This is a genomic window from Pseudomonas sp. zfem003 (assembly GCF_032621675.1).
Taxonomy (GTDB): Bacteria; Pseudomonadota; Gammaproteobacteria; order Pseudomonadales; family Pseudomonadaceae; genus Metapseudomonas; species Metapseudomonas otitidis.
On sequence record NZ_JAVYJG010000002.1, the window covers coordinates 448,941 to 466,660 of the forward strand.

Here is a 17,720-nt window from a genome sequence, read left to right on the forward strand (position 1 = left end):
GTTCAAACCGGGCAACCCTTGCTTTTCAACAGCGTGTCGAAACGGCTCGAATCGTAGGTACCGCTCTCGATGGAGGCCATGATGGCTCTTTCGCGGTCGAGTAGTTGGTAGCAAGCCCGGTGCATACGTGCCAGTTCTTCGCGCGGTATGGCCACGACACCGTCCAGGTCGCCGATCACCAGGTCACCCGGGTTCACCAGCATGCCGGCGCACAGGATGGGGACGTTGATTTCCCCGTTCCCCTCGCTGCTGGGGCCGCGATGGGCGCTCTCCAGCGCAAAGACGGGCAGCTCTCCTCCCCGCCATTCGGCCAGGTCACGAATCGCCCCGGCGACGACAAACCCGACGACGCCCGCCCGCAGGGCCAGCGCGCGCATGATGCTGCCCACCACGGCGCGAGTCGTGTCGCCGCTGCCATCGATCACGATCACATCGCCAGGGCGCGCCATCAGGATGGCCTTCAGCACCATCAGGTTGTCGCCCGGTCGGGTGCGCACCGTGAGCGCGGTTCCCAGCAGCGGCCTTTCACCGTGGAAGGGCTTCAGGCCCAGGGCCCCACAGTTGCGCCCCAGGCAATCGCTGACGATGGCACTCGGGATGTGGGCGAAGGCCTCCAGCCAACGGCGTTCCACGGAGGGGGCGCAGGGGTGGATCGCGTAGCCCGTTGGCCACGTCCGTCTCGAGTTGATTTCCAGCATGTCGGCTCCGAATGGCAGGGCGGTTCAGGCCAGCCAGGGGTGACGGCGGTGGTGTTCCTGCTCGAAGGCCTCGATCAGCGGCGCGCGTTGCAGGGTGGCGCCGATGGCATCCAGCCCGAGCAGCAGATACTCCTTGCGCAGCGGGTCGATGTCGAAGCTGATGTAGAGGCCGTTCTCGAAACTGATGCGCTGGGTAGGCAGGTCGATGGTGACCTTGGTGCAGCCCTGCTTGGTCAGCACGCTGGCGATCAGGTCGACCTGCGCCGGGGTGAGCTGGATCAGGAGCAAGCCATTGCGCTGACAGTTGTCGAAGAAGATCCCCGCGAAACTGGTGCCGATGATCGCCCGTATCCCGAGTTGCTTCAGGCCCCACACGGCATGTTCACGGCTGGAGCCGCAGCCGAAGTTGGGGCCCACCAGCAGAAAGCTGGCCCCCTGGAACGGGCTGCGGTTGAGGATGAACTCCGGGTTTGGCACGCCATCCGGCAGGAAGCGGAGGTCGAAGAAGACCCCCCGCTCCAACCCATTGCGATCGATGCCCTTGAGAAACTGCTTGGGCATGATCACGTCGGTGTCGATATTGGCAGCCAGAAGCGGGGCGGCAGTACCGCGGACTTTCACAAACGGCTCCATGCTCAGGCCTCCAGCGAGAATGTACGGACGTCGACCAGGTGCCCCGTCACAGCGGCGGCGGCGACCATGGCCGGGCTCATCAGGTGGGTGCGCGCACCGGCGCCCTGACGCCCCTCGAAGTTGCGGTTGGTGCTGGACGCACAACGGTCACCCGGCGCGAGGACGTCATCGTTCATCGCCAGGCACATCGAACAGCCGGACTGCCGCCACTCGAAACCCGCCGCCTGAAACAGCGCCGCCAACCCCTCGCGTTCGGCCTGCTCACGGACTTGCGTGGACCCCGGGACGATGATCGCGCGCACGTGCTTCGCGACCTGGCGCCCCGCCACCACCCGTGCCGCGTCTCGCAGGTCCTCGATGCGGGCGTTGGTGCAGGAGCCGATGAACGCATGGGTGATCGGGATCTCGCTCAGCCGTGTACCGGGCTCCAGGCCCATGTAGCGCAGGGCGCGCTGCAGGTCTTGCCGTCGGATCAGGTCGGGCTCCTGCTCCGGGTCCGGTACCCGCTCATGGATGGCCGCCGCCTGGTCCGGGCTGGTGCCCCAGGTCACCATCGGCTCGATCTCGCTGGCGTCCAGGTAGACCTCCGAATCGAAGCGTGCGCCTGGGTCGGTGCGCAGCTGCTTCCAGTGCTCCACGGCGACTTCCCATTGCTCGCCCTTGGGCGCGCGAGGCCGGTCCTGCAGGTACGCATAGACCTTCTCATCGGGCGCCATGAAGGCCCCGCGAGCCCCAGCCTCCACCGCCATGTTGCAGATCGTCATGCGGGCTTCGACGCTCAGTTCGCCGATGACCTGGCCCGTGAACTCGATGGCATAGCCCGTCGCCCCCGCCGCGCCGATCTGGCGGATCAGCGCCATGATGATGTCCTTCGAGGTGACGCCCAGGCCCAGTGTCCCCTCCACCGTGACCCGCATGGTCTTGAGGCGTTTGTAGACCAGCGTCTGCGTAGCCAGCAGGTGCTCGATCTCCGACGTGCCGATGCCGAAACCGAACGCCCCCAGGGCCCCGTAGGTGGTGGTATGGCTGTCGCCTGCCGCCACCACCATGCCCGGCAGGATGAAGCCCTGCTCGGGCGCGACCACGTGCTCGATGCCCTGGCGCTTGTCGAGCACATCGAACAGCTCGATGCCAAAGTCCCGGCAGTTCTGTTCCAGGTAGGACACCTGCAACGCCCCGCCCTCGTCGGGCATGGCCGCCACCCGCTGGGGGGCGGTGGGATTCACGTGGTCCACCACCGCCAGGGTCGCCTGGGGGCGCCATACCTGCCGGTCGGCCTCGCGCAGGCCGCTGAAGGCCTGGGGGCTGGTGTATTCATTGGCGACCTGGCGGTCGATGTAGAGCAGGACGTGGCCGCTGTCATCGAGCGTGCAGATGGTGTGCGAGTCGATGTGCTTGTCGTACAGGGTCTTGGGGGCATGCATGGGCGTTCTCGCGGTTAATTGTTGTGCGAGTCGGAAAATCACGGTGTGGCCACCGGAGCGGTGGGCCCTTGCAAGAATATGGAGCGCCGGATGCGCATCAAGGCGGCCTTGGTGAAGGCTCGATTTCCGAAACGTGTTCAATCGGCCGCTCATTCCGCCGCGCTTATGCCCCGTGATTCCCCGCGTTCCTTGAAATTGACGGCACCCGGGGCCGCGCCTAGCGTCTGGGGTTTCCCTCCCGTACAAGGACACCGCGATGAAAAAGACGGCTGAGTTCGACCTGATTGTCTTCGGCGCCTCCGGCTACACCGGCCGGCTGGTGGCCGAATACCTCGTGCAGGCCTACGGCAACGACAGCGCCCTGCGCTGGGCCATGGCCGGGCGTGACCTGGCCAAGCTGGCGGCGGTGCGGGACGAGATCGGCGCCCCGGCCGACACCCCCCTGGTGGTGGCGGACACCAACGACGCCGCCAGCCTGCGCGCCCTGGTGGCACGCACCCGCGCCGTGCTCACCACCGTCGGCCCCTACCAGCTCTACGGCGAGCCCCTGGTGGCGGCCTGCGCCGAGGCCGGGGTGGACTACGTCGACCTCTGCGGCGAGCCGGCCTGGATGCGCCGCATGATCGACGCCCACAGCGCCGCCGCGCAGCAGAGCGGGGCGCGCATCGTGTTCTCCTGCGGGTTCGACTCCATCCCCTTCGACCTCGGCGTGTTCTTCCTCCAGCAGGCCGCCAAGGCGCGCTTCGGCGTTCCGCTGCAACGCATCAAGGGCCGCGTGCGCCAGCTCAAGGGCACCTTCTCCGGCGGCACCGCCGCCAGCCTCAAGGCCACCCTGGCCGCCGCCAAGGCCGCCCCCTCGGTGCTGCAGCTGCTGGTCAACCCCTTCGCCCTGGCCCCCGGCTTCAACGGCCCGGCACAACCGGCCGGGGACCGCCCCGCCTACGACGAAGCCCTCGGCAGCTGGGCCGCGCCCTTCATCATGGCGGCCATCAACACCCGCAACGTGCACCGCTCCAACTTCCTCCTCGGGCACGCCTACGGCGCCGACTTCGTCTACGACGAAATGCTGCTCACCGGCCCCGGCGACAAGGGCAAGGCCATCGCCGAAGCCGTGGCGGCGGACCGCTCCCTGGCCAGCGACAGCGCGCCCAAACCCGGCGAAGGCCCGACCCGCGAGGAGCGCGAGAGCGGCCATTACGACCTGCTGTTCGTCGGCGAAACGGCGGACGGACGCACCCTGCGCGCCGGCGTCACCGGCCAGCGCGACCCCGGCTACGGCTCCACCTCGCGGATGATCACCGAGAGCGCCCTGTGCCTGCTGCGCGACGCCACCCAGACCCCCGGCGGCATCTGGACCACCGCCCCGGCCATGGGCGAGGCGCTGATCCAGCGGCTCACCGCCCACGCCGGCCTCACCTTCCGCCTCGAGGACTGACCATGGCCGAGCAACTCGACTTCCTCGTCGACCGCCACGACCTCACCCGCTGCCAGTGCCAGGCCAGCCCGCTGGCCGAAGCCCTGGCGCCGGGGCAGGTGCGCCTGCGCCTCGACCACTTCGCCTTCACCGCCAACAACGTCACCTACGCCGCCATGGGCGAGAGCCTGCACTACTGGCGCTTCTTCCCCGCGCCCGAGGGCTGGGGCAAGGTCCCGGTGTGGGGCTTCGCCGAGGTGGAGGCCAGCGCCTGCGACGGCATCGCCGTGGGCGAGCGCGTCTACGGCTACTTCCCCATGTCCAGCCACCTGGTGGTGGAGCCGGCCCAGGTGCGCGAGGGCGGCTTCCTCGACGGCGCCGAGCACCGCCGGCCGCTGCCGGTGATCTACAACCAGTACCTGCGCTGCGCCCGCGACCCGCTCTACGCCACCGGCAGCGAAGCGCTGCAGATGCTGCTGCGCCCGCTGTTCACCACCTCCTTCCTGTTGGACGACTTCCTCGGCGACAACCAGCTGTTCGGCGCCCGTCGCGTGGTGCTCACCAGCGCCTCCAGCAAGACCGCCATCGGCCTGGCCGAACTGCTGCACCGCCAGCGCGAAGCCCGGGGCGGCTATGAAGTGGTGGGGCTGACCTCCGCCGGCAACCGCGCCTTCGTCGAGGGCCTGGGCTGCTACGACCGGGTGATCGGCTATGACGAGGTGGCTGAGCTGGGCGCCGAGGTCCCCACCCTGACCGTGGACTTCGCCGGCAACGGCGAACTGCTCGGCCACCTGCACCGCCTGCTGGGCGAGCAGCTGCGCTACAGCTGCCTGGTGGGCGCGGCACACTGGGACCAGCGCGGCGGCCTGCCCCGTGACCTGCCCGGCCCCCGGCCGACGCTGTTCTTCGCCCCCAGCCAGGCCGAGAAACGCCTCAAGGAATGGGGCGGCCCCGGCTTCCAGGCGCGCCTGGCGGATTGCTGGACGCAGTTCCTCACCTTCGCCGGGCACTGGCTGCAGGTGCAGGAAGGCTCCGGCGCCGAGGCGGTGGAGCAGGTCTACCGCGACGTACTCGCCGGCCACGCCGACCCGCGCATCGGCCACGTGCTGGCGCTGCCGGCACGCTGAGGCGGCTCGTAACGCAGAGGCACCTGACGCCCTGGCGGAGACCGCCAGGGCGTCAGGTGCCTGCCAGGTTGCTGCTACCCGCCAAGCCTGGTGACACGTTGCGGGGACCCTCAGTGCTTCGCCGCGTTCTGTGTCGAATATTCTTTGCAAATTGTTTCGCTTTGGACGTAGGCTGAAACGCCGTCGCGGCCTGCCTCGCGCCAGACCTTTCCTACAACAAGAAAAATGACTGGATCGGATTAGTCCCTTTATGTCCAAGCCCCGTCGTGTCCACACCATCTACACCGAATCCTTGTTCCAGCAGCGGCTGAAGTTCTTTGCGCCCTTTCTGCGCGAGGCCGGTCTGGACGACTCCGTGCTGACCCGCGCCGATTGTGCGGTGCCGCTGTCGTGTTTCGTCGCCCTGTGGGAGTTGCTGGGAGGCAAGGTCGATCCCGACATCGGCCTGTTGATCGGCTCCGAGCCCACCCGGCATGTTCTCGGGGCCTATGGCCACGTTGTGCGCAGCGCCCCTGACCTGCCCACTGCACTGGCTTGCATGAGCCGCTACATCGTCGTTCACAGTCAGGCCACCCGGCTGGATGTGCACTTCACTGCCGAACATGTGGTGATCGACTACCAGCTCACCGACCCGACCATCACCCAGCGCCGTCAGGATGCCGAGCTGTCCATCTCGCTGATCGCCACCAGCCTCCGCGAGATCACCGACAGCGAGTTGTACCCGCTGCGTGTGGAGTTCGAACACGCCGCTCCGCCGCGTACCACGGTCCACCAGGACACCTTCCGCTGCCCGGTGGCGTTCTCTGCCGGCAGTAACCGCCTCTACTACGGTCTGGACCTTCTCGACCGCCCCTTGATCACCGCCGACGCCCGCCTGCACGTAGCCCTGGTGGCCGGCATGGAGGAACAGCGCCAGGCACGCCTGGCCGAGTCCGACCTGGTCGGCCACCTCAGCCAGGTGATTGCCGCCCGTCTGCCCCATGGCGACGTCAGCCTGGAGCAGGTGGCCCGCAGCGAAGGCATGAGCGCCCGTACCCTGCAGCGGCGTCTGGGTGAACAGCAGATCGAGTTCAGCGTCCTGGTGGAGGACGTGCGGCGTGCCCTGGCCCTGGAATACGTCAGCCATTCCGGGCACAACCTCACGGAAGTGGCATTGATGCTCGGTTATTCCGAAGCCAGCTCCTTCAGCCGTGCGTTCCGCCGCTGGACCCAGCTCACCCCCCAGCAGTACCGCCAGAGGGCCCGCAGCGCCTGACCTGGCGTTTGGCGTGGCCTGTCAAACTCTCTGTCGCCTCCTGCCAAGCCAGCGCGGGAGCCTCCTCGGTAGCCTCTGACCTCGTTTGATCCGCGAGGCAGGAGGTACGAGGTGAAAGGGTTCGCACTGTGGAGCGCCATGCTCCTGGGGACGATGGCGCCGCTGATTGTCCAGGCATCGGGGCAGGCCCTGTTCCAGCAGCGCTGCCAGGCCTGTCATCAGGCCGATGCCAGCGGCAGCGAAACACTCAAGGCGCCGGCCCTGGCCGGGTTGTCCGCGCCCTACCTGGCCTTGCAACTGCGGCACTTCCGCGACGGCGTGCGGGGTGCTGCGCCTGGCGACACCGAAGGCCAGCTCATGGCTGGCATGGCCAAGGGCTTGAGCGACGGTGATATCACCGCCCTGGCCGACTACCTCGCCGCCCAGCCCACCGTCATGGCGCCCCGGCCGCCGGCCCCCCAGGGGTTCGCCGCCCGTGGACTCTACTCCTCCTGCTCCAGTTGCCACGGCGCCAGTGCCGAAGGCTTCGATAGCCTGGGGGCCCCGCGGCTGGCCGGCCAGCACAGCGGCTACCTGAAGGCGCAACTGGTGAAGTTCCGCCAGGGCCTGCGCGGTACCCACCCGGATGACGCCCATGGCGCTCAGATGCGTGCCATGGCCATCGCCATCCCCAGCGAGGCCACACTCGACACCCTTGTCCAGTACATCGGCCAGCAGGGGCGCTGAACATGCGCGCCTGCCGGATCTGGTTGCCCATCCTGCTGCTGCTCGCCCCACAGGCCTGGGCGCAGGCACCCGTGCGCCTCAGCGAGGCGTGTCCGCCGAGCTTCGAGAAGCTCGCCGACGGCACCTGCCAACTGCGCACCCTGTACGACTTCTACGACTCCCCCGAAGCCCATGGAGGCCTGCGTGCCAGCCTGCCGGCGGAGCCAGCGCGCTACACCCCCGAGCAGATCGACCTGGGCCGCTACCTGTTCTTCGATCCGTTGCTGTCCGGACGCGGCGACCTCGCCTGCGCCTCCTGCCACCAGCCGGCCAAAGGCCTGGCCGATGGTCGTGCCCAGGCCCTTGGCGTGCGGCGCGCGGACGGCAGTCGCACGCCTCTGCCCCGTGCCACCCCCAGCCTGTGGAACGTCGCCTTCCTCAAGCGGTGGATGTGGGACGGCAGCGAGAAGAGCCTGCCGGCCCAGGCCCAACGCCCGCTGTTCTCCCCCGAGGAGATGGCCAATACCCCCGAGCAGCTGGTGCGTTCGCTGAACGCCGCGCCCGGCTACCCGCCGCTGTTCCAGCAGGCTTTCGGCCAGGCCCCCAGCGTGGACACCGCCACCCGCGCACTGGCTGCCTTCCAGTCCACCCTGGTGAGCTTCAACAGTCGGTACGACCGCTACGTGCACGGTGACAGCAGCGCCCTCACGGCCCAGGAAGTCCGCGGTTACAACAGCTTCCGCGGCTTCGTCGGGCGCTGCACCCAGTGCCACATCCCGCCTTTGTTCACCGACAGCGAGCTGGCGGTGATCGGCCTGCCCAATGCCGCCGGGCAGGGTTTCGACGCCGGTGCCGGCAAGGGCTCCAGCGACCCGGCCCTGCTGGGCGCATTCAAGGTGCCGACCCTGCGCAACATCACCCGCACCGCACCGTACTTCCACGCCGGCCAGGCGCAGACCCTCGCCGATGCCGTGCACTTCTACAACGACACCCGTGGCCATGCGGCCCCGGCTGGCGTTCCGCTCAAGCTGCATTGGCACATCCACATGACCCGTGGCCCGCAGCTCAGCGCCCAGGACGAGGCCGACATCGTCGCCTTCCTCGACAGCCTCGAAGACGAGCTGCTGCTGCCGCGCACCCCGGATGCCGTTCCCTCGGGCCTCAAGCCCTCCACCACCCTCGACGCGGAGTCCCCATGAACCATTCCAAGTTGCTGTTGAGCCTGGCGCTGGCCGTTGCCTCGACCTGGGCCCAGGCCGAATCCGAGCGCGGCGTGTCCGTGGCGGCCGAGCTGTCCCGACCAGAAGTCATCGCCCGCTATGAGAAGGAGGCCCAGCCGAAACTGGTCTGCGCCGAACCGGCCTCGGCCGATGCCTTGCTGCAGGCCTACCAAGGCCTTGCCAGTCATAAGTGGAGCCGAAGCGAGCTGGGCTGCGCCGCCCTCTATGGTTTCCAGCTGGCCCAGGGGCAGTCCTCCAATGTCGAACTGGCGTTCGGCGCACTGGTTACCCAGATCGACTACCTCGACCTGCTCGCCAGTGAGTACGAAGGCCTCTATGCCGGGCCGGAAACCAGCGCCGAATTGCGCCTGCGCTGGAAGCAAGCGCGCAGCCAAGGGCAGGCCCTGGTCGATCAACTGGAGCCGCTGGCCGGCAAGACCCTGGAGTTCCGCACTTTGCGCGCCACCTTCTGGATGGCCTCGACGGTGAAGGAGAGCAACCCCATCGAGGCGGCGACCGCCGCCGCCCGAGCGCTGCCCGAGCTTGAGGCGGTGGTCGCCGAAAAGCCCGAGACCCTTGGCGGCCTGCCGCTGATGCTGCTGGGGCGCATGACCTTCCTGCTGCCCGAGTTCGCCGGCGGTGACCCGGTGCGTGCCATCGAACTGCTCAGGCAGGGCGTCGCTGTTAACCCCCAGGACATGGTGATGCGCCGCTGGCTCGCCGAAGTGCTGATCAGCGAACGCCAGTACCCAGAGGCCCGCGAGGTGATCAAGGCAGCCATCGCTGCCCCGGTCAACAGTGCCGAACCCCAGGCCTACGCCGACGAGATGCGCGCCATGGCCGGCCTGGCCCGGCGGGTGAAGGACGAGGCCATGGCCGAGCAGGTGGCCCAACAGCGCAGTCGTTTCCTCGAAGCCCATCCGTACCTGCTCGCCCGGCGCTCCTCTGCCTCCTTCGGGCATGGCGGCGCCGATCCCTTCACTGGCAAAGAAGCCGACTAAGAGGACTCCCCCCATGAAGAAGCTGTTCACCCTCGGGGCGATCGCCCTCAGCCTGACCACCTGGCAAGCCACCACCCAGGCCGCCGAACTGCGGGTCGAGCCCGGCCAAAGCATCCAGGATGCCGTGCGCAAGGCGCAGCCCGGCGATACCGTGCTGGTGGAGCCCGGTCGCTATGTGGAAACCGTGTTCATCGACAAGCAGAACATCACCCTCAAAGGGGTGGTGCGCAACGGCGAGCGCCCGGTGCTCGACGGTGAGAACCGCCTCAACGATGGCGTGCTGGCAGCCGGCCACGGCGCCGTGATCCAGGGTCTGCACGTCAAGCGCTTCAAGGGCAACGCGATCATGACCCAGGGCGCCAACAACTTTCAGATCCTCGACAACTACGTCGAGGGTGCCTTCTACGGCATCTTTCCGCAGTTCGGTAAGAACGGCCTGGTCAAGGGCAACGAGATCACCGGTGCCGAGGATGCCGGCATCTACGTCGGCATGAGCGACAACATCGACGTGATCGGCAACAAGGCCCACGGCAACGTCATCGGCCTGGAACTGGAGAACACCCGCAAGGCGCTGATGGCCGACAACGACGTCACCGGCAACTCCAGTGGCATCGTGCTCTCGCTGATTCCCGGGCTGCCGGTCAAGGACAGCCGCGACATGGTCATCAAGAACAACCGCATCGTCGACAACAACCTGAAGAACTTCGCCCCAGCCAGCTCCATCGCTGCCGGCGTGCCCGAGGGGTCGGGCATCCTCATCGTCGGTGCCGACGAGGTCAGCGTCGAAGGCAACCTCATCGAGAACCACCACAGCGTCGGGCTGATGGTGGTAGACACCCTCACCTTCGGCCTACCTGACGATCCCAAGGTGGACCCCTACCCGGATCGCATCCAGGTGTTGAAGAACACCTGGAAGCGCAATGGGGAGCAGCCCTCCGGTGTGATCGGCCAGTTCATCGCCCCAAGCGGGCGGGTCGGCTTCGAGATCATCGCCACCGGCAAGGAAAAGGACAGCTGCACCGCCCAGCAGGATGGGGTCGAGTCCCTCGGCACCAAGCGCTGGAGCCGCTGCACCGACGGCCTGACCTTCGCCAGCCTCACCAGCGTGCGCCCGGAAAAACCCATTCCCAGCGAACCGCTGACCGCCGAGCAGAAAGGGCGGTTCACTTACCTCGCCGTGTGCACCGGTTGCCATGCCTACAGCAGCGTGCTGCACGGACCTTCCATGCAGTCGATCCAGGCGCTGTACAAGGACAACCCTCAGGGGTTGGTGAAGTTCATCGCCCACCCCGAGCGCAAGCGCAGCGACTTTCCCGAGATGCCACCGCAGGCCTACCTGGGCGACGAGACTCTCTCGGCGATTGCCCACTACATCCTCAATGACCTGAAGAACTGAGCCGGCGACAGGGATGCATTGTCCCGCTTGCTGCCACGGCGCGTGGTGGACCGAATGATCGGCCGGTGGTTGGGCGTGCTGCCCCCGGCCTGACGAGCGGGTTGTCATCCGTGTGTTGCTTTTTCACCGGCTACGGCCGGTGTTTTTTTGCCCGCGCTGCACTTGGCATCGAATGCCAAGAACTCTGACGCCTCCTGGCAAGCCAGGGGGGAAGGCCGGGTGCAATTCTGCGGACGCCAACGCCGCCGGGCACACCCGAGCATGGGCCGGCGAGCCCTACAAGAAGCAGAAAGGAGAGGACTGTGCGCACTTCAAGAAAGACGTCATTCCGAGTCCTGGGTTGCCTTGCCCTGCTGGGCCTGGCCCAGGCGTCATACGCCGAACTGACACCCTTCGGCGCCCAGCGCGAAGGCAACGCCGCGGGCACCGTTCCCGCCTGGGAAGGGCGCCTTGCCCAGATGCCCCAGGGCTGGCAGCTGCGTGACCCCGATCCGCTGGCCGGCGAGAAGCCGCTGTTCACCGTCAACGCCGGCAACGTCGCCCAGTACGCCGCCCAGTTGCCCGCCGGCCAGGCCGCGCTGCTCAAGCAGTTGCCCGGCTACTTCATCAACGTCTACCCCAGCCACCGCAGTTGCGGCTACCCGCAGGAGGTGCTGGAGCGTACCGCCCGTTTCGCCGGCCAGGCCCGCATCGGGGCGGACGGCTGGAGCCTGGAGAACGCGGCCGGCGCGGCCATTCCCTTCCCCGAGCCCAAGAGCGGCATCGAGGTGATGTGGAACTACAAGATGCGCTACATGGGCAAAGGGCGGCGCTACCAGAGTTCGCTGATGCTGCCCGGCCAGAACGGCAACATCTTCGAGGCCAAGCAGTGGAACTACGAGTTCTACCCCCACAGCGACCCGGCCCTGGAGCCGGGCTCCGATGCCTATGGCATCGAGAGCAAGAGCCTCTATGAAGTGATCACTCCCTCGGCCCGTGCCGGCGAGCTGTACCTCATCCACGCCTACATGGACCGCCCGCAGGATGCCTGGATCTATTTCCCGGGCCAGCGCCGCGTGCGTCGTGCGCCGTCCTTCGCCTACGACAACCCGGTGTCTGGCTCCGATGGCCTCTACATGGTCGACCAGATCCACATGTACAGCGGCGCCCCGGATCGCTACGACTTCAAGCTGCTGGGCAAGCGCGAGTTCATCACCCCGTACAACACCTACGACTTTGCCGCCAAGACCCACACCTACGCCGAACTGCTCGGTCCCGACTCCCTCAAGCCCGGCGTGAAGCGCTACGAACTGCACCGCCTGTGGGTGGTGGAGGCCACGGTGAAACCGGGCAAGCGCCACACCTACGCCAAGCGCGTGTTCTATTTCGATGAAGACAGCTGGTCCCTCCAGCACGTCGACAGCTACGACGCCAAGGGCAACCTGTGGCGTGTGCAGGACCACAGCCTGGTGGCCTCGCCCGAGCTGAACACCTGCATCAACGCCGGCTTCGAGCTCTACGACCTGGTCGCCAAGCGCTACCTGGTGGACGACTACATGCAGGAAAGCGAACTGATCGACCTCAAGGCCGGCGACAACGGCGGCATCACCGACAGCACCTTCAACCCCAGCGAACTGCGTCGGCGCGGCGAGCGCTGATCCCGGAGGCACGATCATGACCACAACGGACGTACGCACCGTGCTCACCCGCGGCCGCCTGGCGCTGGCCATCTTCCTGGCAGGCGGGGTCGGCAGCCTGCCGGCCCAGGCCTTCACCTTCGGCACCGAAGGACAGGGCGTGTGGGGCAGCTTCGACTCCACCCTCAGCTATGGCTTTTCCCAGCGGCTCTCCTCGCCGGACTGCCAGGTGCTGGGCAACGACAGCGGCGGCTGCAACCCCGGCCTGAACAACGAGCTGTCGCGCTACTACAACCTGGCCCAGGGCACCGGCTACGCCAACGCCGACAACAACTACACCAACGCTGATGACGGCAACCTCAACTACCACAAGCACGACGTCTACTCCCAAGTGCTCAAGGGCATCCACGAACTGAGCCTGAAGTTCGGCGACGGCTGGAGCGCCCTGGGCCGGGTGAGCTGGATGAAGGACTTCAAGATGGACAATGTCCGCACCGTGGCGCTGGACGACGACGCCAAGCGGGCTTCCAGCGAGCGCATCGACCTGCTCGACCTGTGGGTGGCCAAGAGCTTCGACCTGGCGGATCGGCCGGCCAAGGTGAAGCTCGGCAACCAGGTGATCAGCTGGGGCGAGGAGATCTTCTTCTCCGGCGGCATCAACCAGATCAACGCCATGAGCCTGCCCAAGTTCCACACCCCCGGTACCCAGCTCAAGGAGGTGTTCATCCCCGCGCCGATGGCCTCCTTCAGTATCGGCCTGACCGACTCGCTGAGCCTGGAGAGCTACTACCAGTTCAAGTGGAACGCCTACGACCTGGACGCCTCCGGCACCTACTTCTCCAACGCCGACATCGTCGGCGAGGGGCACCGGCCGATCTTCCTCTCCACTTCAGTGGTGGAGGGTCAACTGGGTGCCGGTACCTGTGCCGTGCTCACCCCCACCGGGCGCTGCGGTGCGCCGGAGATCAGCGGGCTGGACGTCCAGACCCTCATCGGCCTGGGCCTGGCGATTCCCTACGGCGGTACTGACCGCCCCTCCAACGGCGGTCAGTACGGCCTGGCCCTGCGCTGGATGGTGGACGAGATCGAGACCGAGTTCGGCCTGTTCTACCAGCGCTACCACGACAAGACCCCCTTCGTCGGCTACACCGGCAATCGCAGCGGCCAGGTCACCAGCTACTTCATCAGCTATGGCGAAGACCGTGACCTCTATGGCGTGTCCATGAACACCATGTTCGGTCCGGTGGCCGTGGGGGCGGAGCTGTCCTACCGCCCGGAAGACAGTGTGGCCGTTGACCCTACCCTGTCCTTCGGCTCGCTGCTGGGGGGCGCGTTCGACGCCGACAGCGTGTTCGACGTCGGTCGCCACCCCGGCTACGTGAAGGAAAAGAAATGGCAGTTCGACGCCAACGCCACCTACGGTTTCTCCGCCAGCGACCCGCTGGGCTTCATCCCCGAGCAACTGGGGGCGGATGACGCGGTGTTCATCGCCGAAGTGGTGGGCGTGCGCTACCCCGACCTGAAGACCGACGGCAGCGTGCCCTACCTGCTCAACAACTTCTCGCTGCCGGACCGGGGCGCCTGGGCCTACATCGCCGAGTTCGCCCTGAACTACCAGGACGCCTTCGGCACCGGTATCACCCTCACCCCGCAACTGGACTTCTCCCACGAGTTCAGCGGCACGGCGCCCAACGCCGCCCTGGTGGAGGGGCGCAAGTCACTCACCACCTCGCTGCTGTTCAACTACCGCTCGCGCTGGAAGGGCGGCGTCCAGTGGGTGAGCTACTGGGGAGGTGGCGAGCTGAACGGTCTGACCGACCGCGACTTCATCAGCGCCAACCTGTCCTACTCCTTCTGATCCCTCGCCCCCTCGCCGGTCCGGGAGGGGGCACCGTGCTTTCGGGAACATCGCCATGCTGTCCACACTGGTCGCCAGCCTTGAACGGCTGTTCTTTCGTCACCGCCTCGTCACCCTGCTGTGCATGGGCGTGGTCACCCTCGTGATGGCGGTGTTCGCCCTGCAGTTGCGCATGTCGGCCGGGTTCGACAAGCAGTTGCCCCAGCAGCACCCCTTCATCAAGACCTTCAACCAGTACCGGGACGTCCTGTTCGGCGCCAACCGCCTGGTGGTGGTGCTGCACGCGCGGGATGGCGACATCTGGAACCCCGCCGCCCTGACGCGCCTGCACGACCTGACCCAGGCCGTGTTCTTCATGCCCGGCGTGGACCGGCGCACCGTCACCTCGCTGTGGACCCCCAACACCCGTGCCGTGCAGATCACCGAAGAGGGCATGAAGTCCGAGGATGTGATCGGCGGCGACGTCACCGTCGACACCCTCGATGCCGCCGCCATCGCTGGCATCCGCGAACGCACCCAGATCGGTGGCTTCGTCGGCAGCCTGGTGGCCAATGACAGCTCGGGCGCCATGGTCACCGCCGAACTCAACGAAGTGGACCCGGAAACCGGCGAAACCCTGGACTACAAGGCCTTCAGTGAGCGCCTGGAGCGCGAACTGCGCACGGTGTTCAGCGACAGCCACTTCGACGTGCAGATCATCGGCTTCGCCAAGCAGATGGGCGACATCAGTGCCGGCGCCTCCAGCGTGGTGGGCTTCTTCGCCCTGGCCTTCCTGCTCACCGCGGCCGCCGTCTACTGGTACACCCGCTCCTGGGCGCTGACGGCGCTGCCCTTGATCTGCTCGCTGACCTCCGTGGTGTGGCAGTTCGGCACCCTCACGCTGCTGGGCTACGACCTCGACCCGCTGGCCATCCTGGTGCCCTTCCTGGTATTCGCCATTGGCGTGTCCCACGGGGTGCAGCAGGTCAACTTCATCGCCAAGGAAGTCTGTGCCGGCGCCGATGCCGTCACCGCCGCCCGGCGCAGCTTCAGCGGCCTGTTCATTCCCGGCACCCTGGCGCTGGTCACCGCCTTCGTCGGCTTCGCCACCCTGGTGCTGGTGCCCATCCCGATGATCCGCGAACTGGCCATCACGGCGTCCATCGGCGTGGCCTACAAGATCGTCACCAACCTCATCATGCTGCCGGTGCTGGCCAGCTACTTCCGCTTCGACCCCGGTTACGCCAGCCGCCTGCAACCCCTGCAGGCCAAGCGTGACCGGCTGATGAGCCGCATCGGCCGCTTCGCCGAACCGCGTTACGCTGCCCTCGGCAGCGCCTGCTGCCTGGTCCTGCTGGGCGTGGCCTTCTGGCAGAGCCAGGGGCGCCACGTGGGGCATGTGCTGCCAGGGGCGCCGGAGCTGCGCAACGACGCCCGCTACAACCAGGACATGGCCAGCGTGGTGGCCCACTTCGGCCTGGGCCTGGATGTGCTCACCGTAGTAGCCGAAGGGCCGGAAGCGGCCTGCTACGACGTGCGCAAGATGCACGCCCTGGACCGTTTCACCTGGTACATGACCAATGTGCCCGGCGTGCTGGCGGCGCAGTCGCTGCCCCAGCTGGCCAAGCTGGCAGCCTCTGGCGTGAACGAGGGCAACCCGAAATGGGCCGAGCTGCCCAGCGAGTCAGCGGCCCTTGGCGAGGCCGTGCACCAGGTGCCGGAGTCCCTGCGGCTGTACAACGAAACCTGCAGCGTACTGCCCATCAATCTCTACCTGGCCGACCACAAGTCCACCACCCTCAAGGCCGTGGTGGCGGCGGTCCAGCGCTATGCCCGCGAACACCCCGAGCCGGGCCTCAGCCTGCGCCTGGCCAGCGGTAACGCCGGCATCCAGGCGGCCGCCGACGAAGTGGTGGAAGCGTCCGAGCTGCCAATGATGCTCTACGTCTACCTCACCATCGTCGCCCTGGTGTGCCTGGTCTACCGCGACTGGCGCGCCATGCTCGCCTGCTGCCTGCCGCTGACCCTGGCCACTTTCCTCGGCTACTGGTTCATGAAGACGCTGGACATCGGCCTCACCGTCGCCACCCTGCCGGTGATGGTGCTCGCCGTGGGGGTGGGCGTGGACTACGCCTTCTACATCTACAACCGCCTGCAGCACCACCTGGCCGACGGCCTGAGCATCACCGCCGCTTTCCAGATGGCCCTGCGCGAAGTGGGTGTGGCCACCCTGTTCACCGCCGTCACCCTGTCCATCGGCGTGGCCACCTGGTCCTTCTCGCCGCTGAAGTTCCAGGCCGACATGGGCCAACTGCTCACCTTCATGTTCATGGTCAACATGCTCATGGCGCTCACCTTGCTGCCGGCTATCGCCATCATGCTCGACCACCTCATTCCGCGCCGCGCGCCCGTGCGTGCGCCACGCATTGCCCATTGATGGAGGCCCCCATGACCGCATCCCGCTGCATCACCGGCCTGCTGCTGGCCTGCTGCCTGTGGTGGCCGACCGTGCAGGCCGCCGAAGCGAGCCCATCTGCCCTGCGCCTGCCCGGTGCGCAGCAAGCGCCCCTGGTGGCTCTGGCGCAGGCAGGCGAGCGCTTGGTGGCCGCAGGTGATCATGGCGTCATCCTGCTCAGCGACGACCGGCTCACCTGGCGTCAGGCCCGCAGCGTACCGGTGGATACCCTGCTCACCAGCCTCGCCTTCATCGACCCCCAGCGGGGCTGGGCCGTCGGGCACGGCGGCACCGTGCTGCAGACCCGGGATGGCGGCGAGACCTGGCAGGCGCAGCAGCTCAACGGACAGCCCGTGCTGCTGTCGATCCATATGCAGGCCGATGGCCACGGACTGGTCACTGGTGCCTATGGTTACGCCGCCCGAACCCTTGATGGCGGGCAGACCTGGCAGCCGTTCAAGGTGTCCGCCGAGGATGACTACCACCTCAACCAGGTGTTCCCGGCACCGGGGGGCGCGCTGTACATCGTCGCCGAGGCCGGGCAGGTCTACCGCTCTTATGACGCTGGCAACCACTGGAAGGCCCTGGACACCGGCGCCGACGGCTCCTTCTGGACCGGCCTGGTCCTGCGTGACGGGCGCCTGCTGGTGGCTGGCATGAGTGGCCGACTGCTGCTCAGCGAGGACCAGGGTGAACACTGGCGGGAACTGGACGTGGGTACCGATGCCGCCATTACCGCCCTGGCCGAACTGCGCGACGGGCGCCTGGCACTGGTGGGCAATGGCGGCTTGTTCGCCGTGGCCGACCCGCACCTCAAGCGCTTTCGCACCCTTGTTCGCGACGACCGCCAGGGCATCGCCGCACTGGCCCTGCGGGACAACCTCAACCTCGTGCTGGCCGGCGCCCAGGGCATCGGCAACCAGGCCCTGTCGCCGTGAG

General features: G+C 67.2%; 14 protein-coding genes. 11 read left to right on the forward strand and 3 right to left on the reverse strand.

Annotation, left to right across the window (positions count from 1 at the left end):
- Nucleotides 1-2 precede the first annotated feature (2 nt).
- Genes RTK35_RS05525 through leuC form a run of 3 tightly spaced genes read right to left on the reverse strand, consistent with a single transcriptional unit; the run spans nt 3 to nt 2,755 of the window.
- Nucleotides 3-698, reverse strand: coding sequence for an RraA family protein (locus RTK35_RS05525; protein WP_316907566.1), 696 nt, complete (start codon nt 696-698; stop codon nt 3-5).
- 24 nt (nt 699-722) lie between these two features.
- Entirely contained in the window at nt 723-1,337 is a 615-nt protein-coding gene (gene leuD / locus RTK35_RS05530) for a 3-isopropylmalate dehydratase small subunit (RefSeq protein ID WP_394354046.1), read from the reverse strand.
- Nucleotides 1,334-2,755, reverse strand: coding sequence for a 3-isopropylmalate dehydratase large subunit (gene leuC / locus RTK35_RS05535; protein WP_172434719.1), 1,422 nt, complete (start codon nt 2,753-2,755; stop codon nt 1,334-1,336). The genes leuD and leuC overlap by 4 nt, the downstream gene beginning before the upstream one ends.
- A gap of 256 nt (nt 2,756-3,011) precedes the next feature.
- Between leuC and RTK35_RS05540 the strand changes: the two genes are divergently transcribed.
- The 11 genes from RTK35_RS05540 (at nt 3,012) to RTK35_RS05590 (ending at nt 17,719) form a co-directional block, all read left to right on the forward strand.
- Nucleotides 3,012-4,190: a saccharopine dehydrogenase family protein gene (locus tag RTK35_RS05540; protein WP_316907567.1), complete on the forward strand. Its 1,179-nt coding sequence runs from the start codon at nt 3,012-3,014 to the stop codon at nt 4,188-4,190.
- 2 nt (nt 4,191-4,192) lie between these two features.
- Complete coding sequence (locus RTK35_RS05545; RefSeq protein WP_316907568.1) at nt 4,193-5,296, forward strand: DUF2855 family protein; 1,104 nt, start codon at nt 4,193-4,195, stop codon at nt 5,294-5,296.
- 250 nt (nt 5,297-5,546) lie between these two features.
- A complete protein-coding gene (locus tag RTK35_RS05550) occupies nt 5,547-6,551 on the forward strand; it encodes an AraC family transcriptional regulator (RefSeq protein WP_316907569.1) in 1,005 nt (334 codons plus the stop codon).
- Nucleotides 6,552-6,662: 111 nt separating this feature from the next.
- Complete coding sequence (locus RTK35_RS05555) at nt 6,663-7,277, forward strand: c-type cytochrome (RefSeq protein ID WP_316907570.1); 615 nt, start codon at nt 6,663-6,665, stop codon at nt 7,275-7,277.
- A 2-nt stretch (nt 7,278-7,279) separates the two neighbouring features.
- On the forward strand, nt 7,280-8,455 hold the full coding sequence (locus RTK35_RS05560; RefSeq protein ID WP_316907571.1) for a cytochrome-c peroxidase: 1,176 nt from the start codon (nt 7,280-7,282) through the stop codon (nt 8,453-8,455).
- Entirely contained in the window at nt 8,452-9,477 is a 1,026-nt protein-coding gene (locus RTK35_RS05565; protein WP_316907572.1) for a tetratricopeptide repeat protein, read from the forward strand. Before RTK35_RS05560 ends, RTK35_RS05565 begins: the two co-directional genes overlap by 4 nt.
- A 13-nt stretch (nt 9,478-9,490) precedes the next feature.
- The gene (locus tag RTK35_RS05570) at nt 9,491-10,873 is read left to right on the forward strand and encodes a parallel beta-helix domain-containing protein (RefSeq protein WP_142014175.1); all 1,383 of its coding nucleotides are present in this window, start codon (nt 9,491-9,493) and stop codon (nt 10,871-10,873) included.
- Nucleotides 10,874-11,175: 302 nt separating this feature from the next.
- Nucleotides 11,176-12,510: a DUF1329 domain-containing protein gene (locus RTK35_RS05575; RefSeq protein WP_316907573.1), complete on the forward strand. Its 1,335-nt coding sequence runs from the start codon at nt 11,176-11,178 to the stop codon at nt 12,508-12,510.
- Between the two features lie 16 nt (nt 12,511-12,526).
- Nucleotides 12,527-14,347, forward strand: a complete 1,821-nt coding sequence (locus RTK35_RS05580; RefSeq protein ID WP_316907574.1) for a DUF1302 domain-containing protein — start codon at nt 12,527-12,529, stop codon at nt 14,345-14,347.
- A 55-nt stretch (nt 14,348-14,402) separates the two neighbouring features.
- The gene (locus RTK35_RS05585) at nt 14,403-16,763 is read left to right on the forward strand and encodes an efflux RND transporter permease subunit (protein ID WP_316907575.1); all 2,361 of its coding nucleotides are present in this window, start codon (nt 14,403-14,405) and stop codon (nt 16,761-16,763) included.
- A gap of 11 nt (nt 16,764-16,774) precedes the next feature.
- Nucleotides 16,775-17,719 carry a WD40/YVTN/BNR-like repeat-containing protein gene (locus tag RTK35_RS05590; protein WP_316907576.1) on the forward strand — a complete coding sequence of 315 codons (945 nt, stop codon included), beginning with the start codon at nt 16,775-16,777 and terminating at the stop codon, nt 17,717-17,719.
- Nucleotide 17,720 lies beyond the last annotated feature (1 nt).